Source organism: uncultured Candidatus Puniceispirillum sp., assembly GCF_963979125.1.
In the GTDB taxonomy this organism is placed as follows: domain Bacteria; phylum Pseudomonadota; class Alphaproteobacteria; order Puniceispirillales; family Puniceispirillaceae; genus Puniceispirillum.
The window spans coordinates 1-8,375 of the sequence record NZ_CAXBVX010000086.1 but is presented as its reverse complement, the minus strand read 5'-3'; the positions used below and the strand labels follow the sequence as shown (position 1 = coordinate 8,375).

Here is an 8,375-nt window from a genome sequence, read left to right as displayed (position 1 = left end):
GCCAGTCCATCCAGTTTGGCGCGAATGTCGCACCCATCGAATAGCCACAGGCATTCAGCCGCGCATGATTATAACCGCGCGCGTCCATAACCCGCGCATGGGCGTCAAACACCGCACCAACCGTATTGCCAACGCGAAAGGCATCATGACAAGCTTCAAGTGCCTCAACACAAGCCGCATGCATATCAATATGCGCATCGAGCGCCCGCCCTATCGGGATCGTGCGCATCATGGCCGCATGATAATGCCGGTATGCCCCCGCCCATTCGAGGGTCAACTGGTCTTCGTCCTGCAATATTTTACGGCCAGAGATATACCGACATAACAACGCATCCTTGCCCGAACCGATGATAAATTCATTGGCTGGATAATCCCCACCACCAGCAAAGATAACCCCCTGCATCGCGGCCAGAATCTCGCCTTCATCCGCCCCTGGCTTTGCCAGCGCATAGGCAGCGTCCAGCGCCGCATCGGATAATTCGCCTGCCCGTTTTATATAGGCAATCTCGTCTGGTGATTTCACCAGACGCAAGCGCGAGATGATCTCCGATTCATCAATCAGCGTGCCAAACCCATCAAGCGCCTTATTAAGGCGCATGGCATTGCGGCCTGTCAGACCATAGGCTTCATATTCAACACCAAATTTTCCATCTTTCAGGCCAAGTTCGATCAGAATGTCACGTAAATCATCAGCTGGACTGGCACCATCACGGTCAACCCAGATACGTATATCCGCAATATTCGAGGTGTTCTGCGCCTGTCGTAAATCAGGCGCGCGCGTCATCAGAACAATCTTGCCATCGGCAGTCAGCACCAAGGTTTGAAAAAACACATAGCCAAACGTATCATATCCAGTCAGCCAATACATCGATTCCTGTCGGAAAATCAGCATGGCATCGAGGCCAGATTTTTGCATCTCGGCCATCACTGCCGTCTTGCGTGCGGCAAATTCGCTGTCGGAAAAATGTAGTGTCATTCGTGTCCCCATCTAGGAATTTGTTGTTTTAAAGACGGCAAGGGTTACATTGCCCATATAATATTCATTTCAGAGCAAATATTCACTCGTTCATTCATTCAGGCGCGGCGCGCATAATCAATGCGGCCAATGATGTTCAGCAATATCTGCGCGGCCAACGTCGTGGTACTGCCGGACAGATCATAATCTGGCGCCACTTCCACCAGATCAAGGCCAATCACATCACCACGTTTAATCAGACCTGCCATCAATTCCAGCACTTCATAATACAAAAATCCACCATGCGACGGCGTGCCTGTACCAGGTGCGATCGATGGATCAAAACCATCAATATCAATCGTGACGTAATAGCGGCCACCTGCCGGAATGCGATCCAGCATAGCCTCAACCCCCATCGCGCGGAATTGGCGCACTGACTGAATATCAGATCCCATTTTACGCGCATCTTCATAACCGTCGCGGGCGGTTGATGACACGTTGCGAATGCCAATTTGTGACAAGCCTGTCACATAGGGTTTTTCAGCCGCACGCCGCATCGGGTTGCCATGACCATAGCGCACACCATGGCGTTCATCGACAAAATCAAGATGCGCATCGATCTGCACCAGATGGAATGGTTCCTGATCAGAAAATGCGTTGATACAGGGAATATTCACCGAATGATCGCCGCCCAGAACAATTGGAATGGCACCCGCTTTCAGAATCGCCCGAACCCCCGTTTCGATATTGGCGTGACTTTGCATGGTATCGGTATGGATAATATCAGCATCACCAATATCAACAATCCGAACCTTGTCTGCTTCAAGATAGGTGACATCATCCTCATGGTCATACGCGCCTGCATGACCAAAAGAAAACAGCGTTGATGCCTCACGGATGCCGCGTGGTCCAAAGCGCGCGCCTGCCCGAAACTGTGTGCCAAAATCAAATGGCGCGCCCAGCACCGCGAAATCAGCATCAATGCTATCCCAGTCAGGCTGATATGGATATTTGCCAAATGTACACAACCCAACAAAAGGCAGGTTTAACCGCCCTTTTTCATATCCATGTCCGCTCATCTGCTAGGCTCCTCACTTCATATGATCGTTAGGCTTGATGACAGCTTTTGCTAGCTGACAGATGCTCAAGAAACTGTCCAAACGCTAATGTAGTTGACCTTATCTTGCAACCACAGATAGCCCTAACGATACCCATATCCATACCCATATAAAGGGATTGCAAATTTGGGCTTTACTCTGATCACATTACGCGCAAAAGATAAGTTTCAGATTGTGTAAAGAGGATTTTCTGATGCTTAACGATGCGCAAAAACAGCATTATGATGACCATGGCTTTGTCGCCCCCATTGATATTTTTACCAATGCCGAAATCACCGCGATCCGCGCCGAGATCGAAGCCGCCGAAAAAAAATGGCATGATGAACTAGCTGGCGCGGGGCGTAACAATGCCCATTATGTTTTGCCAGTGCTTGACGCCATCACGCATGACAGCCGCATCCTTGATGCTGTTGAATGCCTGATTGGCAGGGATATTCTGGTTTGTGGCACAACCTTGTTCATTAAACCGCCGCATACTGACGGTTATGTCAGTTGGCATCAGGACGCCCGTTATATCGGGCTGGAACCGCATAACTGGGTAACGGCGTGGCTGGCGATCGATGATGTCGATGAACAAAATGGCTGTATGCGCATGGTCAGCGGATCACATAAAGCCCCCTTACAAGATCATATTGATACATTTGGTGAGGATAATATCCTGACCCGTGGTCAAACCGTGCCTGACATTAAAATTGAAGATAGCGTCCCTGTCATCATGAAAGCTGGGCAATTATCGCTTCATCACCCGCGTATCGTGCATGGATCAGGCCCCAACCACAGTGACAAGCGCCGGATGGGTTTTGCGATCCAAAGTTATATCGGTGCTGATGTTGATCAGGTCATAGGAAAAATCTGGGTGCAACATGCGCGCGGTGATGATACCTATCACTACCACCAACATGCAGGCCGCCCCATCAAAGCAATGCAGGCTGACGATCTTGCATTCAGACACCAGGCAAATGAGTGCCTTTCAGATATTTTTTACGCAGGCGCCGACAGAAAAGGGAAATTTTGATGAGTCATTTAAATCAGGCGACGGGACAATGTAACATTGTCGAATGCATAACCAATCCGAACCATAATCCAGGCACATTTCCGGACGATGACCGCGTGCTTAGCAACGCCCAGATGGAAACCGCGCAATCAGTCATTGCCGCATGGCCTGACTATACGCCTACGCAATTACTGGAACTAGACCTTGCGGCCAAAGCTTGTGGTGTCAAATCGGTTCTTTACAAGGATGAATCAACACGCTTCGGCCTGCAATCATTCAAGGCATTGGGCGGTGCTTACGCCATTGCCGACGTGTTGAACAGTTTTGTCAGCAATGGTGGCAAAGCCGAAGATTTTACTGCCGCTACGGCAACTGACGGCAATCATGGCCGTTCGGTTGCGTGGGGTGCTCAGCAGGCTGGCTGTAACGCCAAAATATATATCCACGCGCATGTTAGCACAGCGCGCGAAGACGCCATGAAAGCCTATGGCGCCGATGTGATCCGCGTCGATGGCAATTACGAAGCCTCGCTGGCGGCCTGCAAACAAGATGCCGAAAAACATGGATGGCAGCTTGTTTCGGATACATCATGGGATGGATATCTGGATGTTCCGCGTCAGGTTTTGGCAGGTTATTCGATTATTTCAGCCGAAGTCATGGATCAGATGGGGGATAAGCGCCCAAGCCATGCTTTTTTGCCGGTTGGTGTCGGCGGCCTTGCCAGCGGTATTGTTGGTCCATTCTGGAATGATATGGGCGACAATATGTGCAAAGCCATTTCGGTTGAAAGTTCGATGTCTGCCTGTTTCCTTGAAAGCATCCGCAATGATCGCCCAACATTAGTTGATATTGCCGAAGAAACCATGATGGCTGGCTTGTCATGTGGTGAAATCTCGGCTCTTGCATGGGATATGTTGCGCCCCACCCTATCGCATTGCCTCAGCATTACCGATGACGGCGTTGCCCCGCTTATGCAGGCATTCGCGCATGGTCAGCTAACATCGGAAAACACCAAAATCGAGGCTGGCGAATGTTCAACTTCAGGTCTTGCCGCTTTGATTGCCGCGACATCTGATCCGAAAATAAAAGCCCAACTTGGCCTAGATGAAAATTCAACTGTGCTTTTGATAGGTACCGAAGGCGCAACCGATCCGGCACTCTATGGCGAAATCACTGGCATCAACCTCTAGCTTGATAGGGATCTAACATGACCGTAGAACGCGGCTTTACGTCAGAGGAATTTGCACAACGCTGTCAGCGCATCCAACTGGCGATGCACAGCAGAAATGTGAATACATTACTGCTCAGCTCAGAAGCCGAAATTCGCTATTTCACTGGCTTCATGACACAATTCTGGCAAAGTCCAACCCGACCATGGTTCATTCTGATTCCGGCAGATGGCAAACCAACAGCCATAATACCGACAATTGGCGTGCCGCTTATGCAGGATTGCTATGTCGGTGACATTAACAGCTGGCCATCACCAGCCGAAGATGATGATGGCATCAGCCTCGTGCATGACGCCATCAAAAGCCAACTTGGATCACATGGCAGGCTTGGCATGCTCATGGGGCGCGAAACTGCAATGCGGATGCCGCTGGCCGATCTTGATATTTTACGCGCGCGGCTAGGCGATATCGAATATGTCGATATGACGACTGACGTTCAGCATATCCGGATGATCAAATCACCAGCAGAAATTGCAAAATCGCGCCATGTATGCGGCATTGTATCATCTGTCTTTGCCGATTTGCCAAATTGGGTAAAAGCAGGCTTGCCTCTGCGTGAACTGTTCCGCGAATTCAAAATTCGGGCGTTGCAGGCCGGAATTGATGACGTTAGCTATCTTGTCGGTTCAGCAGGCCTAGGCGGCTATTTTGATATTATTGCACCGCCAGATAGCCGAAAGCTTGCCGCAGGTGATGTCTTTATGCTGGATACTGGATGCATATGGGACGGTTATTTCAGTGATTTTGACCGTAATTTTGCCATTGGCCATGCCAGCGAAGAGGCGCAAAGCGCCCATCACCAGCTTTATGACGCCACCCAGGCGGCCTTGGACATTTTAAAACCTGGCATAACAGCGTCTGATTTATTTCATGCAATGGATGGCGTTTTACGTCCAGGCGCAGACGCAAGTGATGGCGGCGGCGATGTTGGCCGTTATGGGCACGGCCTTGGCACGCAACTGACCGAGTCACCATCGCACACAATATGGGACAAAACCGTCATAGAGGCTGGCATGGCACTGACCATTGAACCATCAATTATCTATGGTGATGGATATCTTATGGTGGCCGAAGAAAATTTAGTCGTGACCGATAATGGTTTTGAGTTATTATCACATCGCGCTGCACGTGATCTTCCCATAATCAAATAATGGCCAGTTCATGAAGGAGACAGTAAATGGATGAAAACCGCCCACAAAAAGTATCGTTCAGTCGGCTACCTTTTGATGTTATTGCCCCTCAGGATCAAGCCTTGCAACTTGGTCTTGTGACGCTGGAAACTGACCTGACAATCGAAAATGAATTTCGCTATTTTCTAGGTGATGGCGCGCTTTCGCTCATCCATACGCGTATCGCCTGTGACGATCAGGTCACCGCCGACAATCTGACCATGATGGAAGACCGCTTTGCCGAAGCTTTGTCCCTATTTCCACCTCAATATGCTTTTGATGCGGTCGGCTATGGTTGTACATCAGCTTCGTTACTGATTGGCGAAGCAAATGTTGAAAAGATTATCAAATCACATATAGACACAAAACATGTGACAACACCCATGACCGCCGCCAAGCGTGGCTTGTCAAAACTGGGGGCACGCAATATCGGATTTCTGGCACCCTATATTTCCGATATATCACAAAAGATGTGTAATGATCTTTCCGATGCTGGGTTTAACGTTGCCGCAGCTGCCAGTTTCGATGAAGGTCGCGACTCGATTGTTGGCTGTATATCGCCGCGTGCCATTCTGGCCGCGATCACCGCGGTTGCCGAAAATTCAGCCAACACACCGCTTGATGCTATCTTTGTCGCCTGCACATCGCTGAAATGCGCGCCAATCATCGCCGAAGCCGAAGCAACACTAGGCATTCCGGTGCTGTCCAGCAATTCGGCATTGGCATGGGATATGGCGCGTTTGTCTGGCCTTGCTGTTGGGTCGGCTGGTAAAGGCGCTCTATATAGCTAAATCAGCGTGCCCACATCCTAGCGTAGCAAAATACTGTCATCAATGCTGGCCAGATCACTTTTGCCGCACAGACCCATTGTGACATCAAGCTCCTTATGGATTATTTCCAGCGTCTCGCGCACACCATCCTGTCCACGCGCCCCAAGCCCATAAAGAAAAGCCCGCCCAATCAGAGTTCCTTTGGCACCAAGGGCAATCGCCCGCAACACATCCTGCCCTGATCGAATACCGCTATCCATCCAGACCTCAGTCTTGTTGCCAACAGCATCAACAATCGCTGGAAGTGCCGCAATCGCGGATATCGCGCCATCCAACTGACGCCCCCCATGGTTTGATACAATAATGGCATCTGCGCCAATATTAACAGCGGCTTTTGCATCCTCGGCATCAAGCACACCTTTTATAATCAACTCGCCACCCCATTGTTTACGGATCGCCGCCACATCATCCCATGACAAAGACGGGTCAAACTGACTATTCGTCCAGTGTGCTAAGGACGACATATCCTGAACGCCCTTTACATGCCCCACGATATTGCGAAAAGCCCGACGTTTTGTGCCAAGCATACCAAAACACCATCCTGGCTTTGTCGCCATGTTAATCATGTTTTTTAAAGTCAGCTTCGGTGGCGCGCTCAGACCGTTATGCACATCTTTGTGACGCTGCCCAAGAATTTGTAAATCAAGCGTTATCATAAGCGCCGAACAATTCGCATCACGGGCGCGTTCAACAAGCCGTGACACAAAATCACGATCCCGCATTACATAAAGCTGGAACCAGAACGGTTTGTCCGTATGTTCGGCGACATCCTCGATTGAGCAAATCGACATGGTGGACAAGGTAAAAGGCACGCCGAATTCAGCCGCCGCACGCGCAGCCAGAATTTCACCATCGGCATGTTGCATACCTGTAAGCCCGGTGGGAGCAAGCCCAACTGGCATAGTCACTTTTTCACCAAGCATGGTCATTTCGGTTGATCGTTGGCTTACATCCAAAGCAACACGCTGGCGAAATTTTATCTGCTGTAGATCAGTTTCGTTTGCCCGATATGTTGACTCAGTCCATGACCCACTATCAGCATAATCATAAAACATTTTCGGCACACGCCGTTTTGCAAGCTTTTGCAAATCTTCAATACAGGCAATTTTTGTCATTCATAGAGCCTTTGACGTAAAAGATTAAAGTCTCAGTAAACAGTAACATTGTAAAGTCTATCGGTTACCTTTGAGCATCATATTCATGAAAGCAACTGGTGCTAGCCCAGCGATCACAATCATCAAGGCTGGCAACGCGGCTTGTTCAAGCATTTCGTCCTTGGCAAATTGATATGTAAAGGTCGCCAATGTTTCAAAATTGAATGGACGCAACAATAACGTCATGGGTAGCTCTTTCATGACATCAACAAAAACCAGCAAACCTCCGGCAAACAGGGAACTTCGCAACAGGGGTAAAATGATCCGCTTTATACTGCTTGAATATCCATGCCCAAGAATGCGGCTTGCATTCATCATATTTGGTGGTAAACGCCGGACACCAGACACCATCGCCCCATAGCCAACAGCCTGAAACCTTACGACATAGGCAAAAAGCAAAATTCCAAGCCCGCTCAGCATAATACCTAATATATGCCCGTTGGTGACTGTGGCAATCATGCGGTCGAACACACTAGCAAAAATCAGCACACCTATCGCCAGCATTGTCCCGGGAAAGGCATATCCAAGTGACGATAGTAACGCTAGCCCGCGCACCAATTTACCCGAGCGATATGTTGCGGTCAGCACAATGAAACAGGACACAACCATGACAGTGACCGAGGCCATGCCAGCCACCAGAAGTGTGTTTGACATAATCCCGAAGATTGCCCCAAAGTCAGCATTTGAACGGCTTCCCAGCACAAAACTCAGCAACACCAGAACGGGAATGATAAACCCAAGCACAAGTGGGATCATGCAAATCAACCAGCATACAAACATCTTGCTTCCATGAAGCATGATCGGGGCTACAGGCGTTGGTGGTTTGCCATTGCCAGAAAATTGTTGGCGCGCACGCGCATATAACTCTAATCCCAACAGGCTGATAATGAATACAAAACCCACCAGTGAAATCTGTGCCGCCGCCA

At 49.5% G+C, this 8,375-nt stretch carries 8 protein-coding genes; 4 read left to right on the top strand and 4 right to left on the bottom strand.

The window, feature by feature from the left end:
* Both ABNT28_RS08590 and speB read right to left on the bottom strand, forming a co-directional pair.
* Positions 1-976: Xaa-Pro peptidase family protein (locus tag ABNT28_RS08590; protein WP_348721392.1), on the bottom strand; the 976-nt coding region annotated here is incomplete at its 3' end.
* A 98-nt stretch (positions 977-1,074) separates the two neighbouring features.
* Positions 1,075-2,034, bottom strand: a complete 960-nt coding sequence (gene speB, locus ABNT28_RS08585; protein WP_348721391.1) for an agmatinase — start codon at positions 2,032-2,034, stop codon at positions 1,075-1,077.
* 232 nt (positions 2,035-2,266) lie between these two features.
* On the opposite strand from speB, the gene ABNT28_RS08580 reads away from it, so the two are divergent.
* Genes ABNT28_RS08580 through ABNT28_RS08565 form a run of 4 tightly spaced genes read left to right on the top strand, consistent with a single transcriptional unit; the run spans position 2,267 to position 6,256 of the window.
* Positions 2,267-3,088, top strand: coding sequence for a phytanoyl-CoA dioxygenase family protein (locus ABNT28_RS08580; RefSeq protein WP_348721390.1), 822 nt, complete (start codon positions 2,267-2,269; stop codon positions 3,086-3,088).
* Positions 3,088-4,257 (top strand): diaminopropionate ammonia-lyase, encoded by a 1,170-nt coding sequence (locus ABNT28_RS08575; protein WP_348721389.1) that lies wholly within the window; start codon positions 3,088-3,090, stop codon positions 4,255-4,257. The genes ABNT28_RS08580 and ABNT28_RS08575 overlap by 1 nt, the downstream gene beginning before the upstream one ends.
* A 17-nt stretch (positions 4,258-4,274) precedes the next feature.
* Positions 4,275-5,447, top strand: a complete 1,173-nt coding sequence (locus tag ABNT28_RS08570) for a Xaa-Pro peptidase family protein (RefSeq protein WP_332924212.1) — start codon at positions 4,275-4,277, stop codon at positions 5,445-5,447.
* Positions 5,448-5,473: 26 nt separating this feature from the next.
* Positions 5,474-6,256 carry an Asp/Glu racemase gene (locus ABNT28_RS08565; protein WP_332924213.1) on the top strand — a complete coding sequence of 261 codons (783 nt, stop codon included), beginning with the start codon at positions 5,474-5,476 and terminating at the stop codon, positions 6,254-6,256.
* A 17-nt stretch (positions 6,257-6,273) separates the two neighbouring features.
* Here the strand turns inward: ABNT28_RS08565 and ABNT28_RS08560 are convergent, their stop codons facing one another.
* A complete protein-coding gene (locus tag ABNT28_RS08560; RefSeq protein ID WP_332924214.1) occupies positions 6,274-7,410 on the bottom strand; it encodes an alpha-hydroxy acid oxidase in 1,137 nt (378 codons plus the stop codon).
* Positions 7,411-7,467: 57 nt separating this feature from the next.
* The coding region (locus ABNT28_RS08555) for an ABC transporter permease subunit (RefSeq protein ID WP_332924215.1) at positions 7,468-8,375 on the bottom strand (908 nt) is incomplete at its 5' end.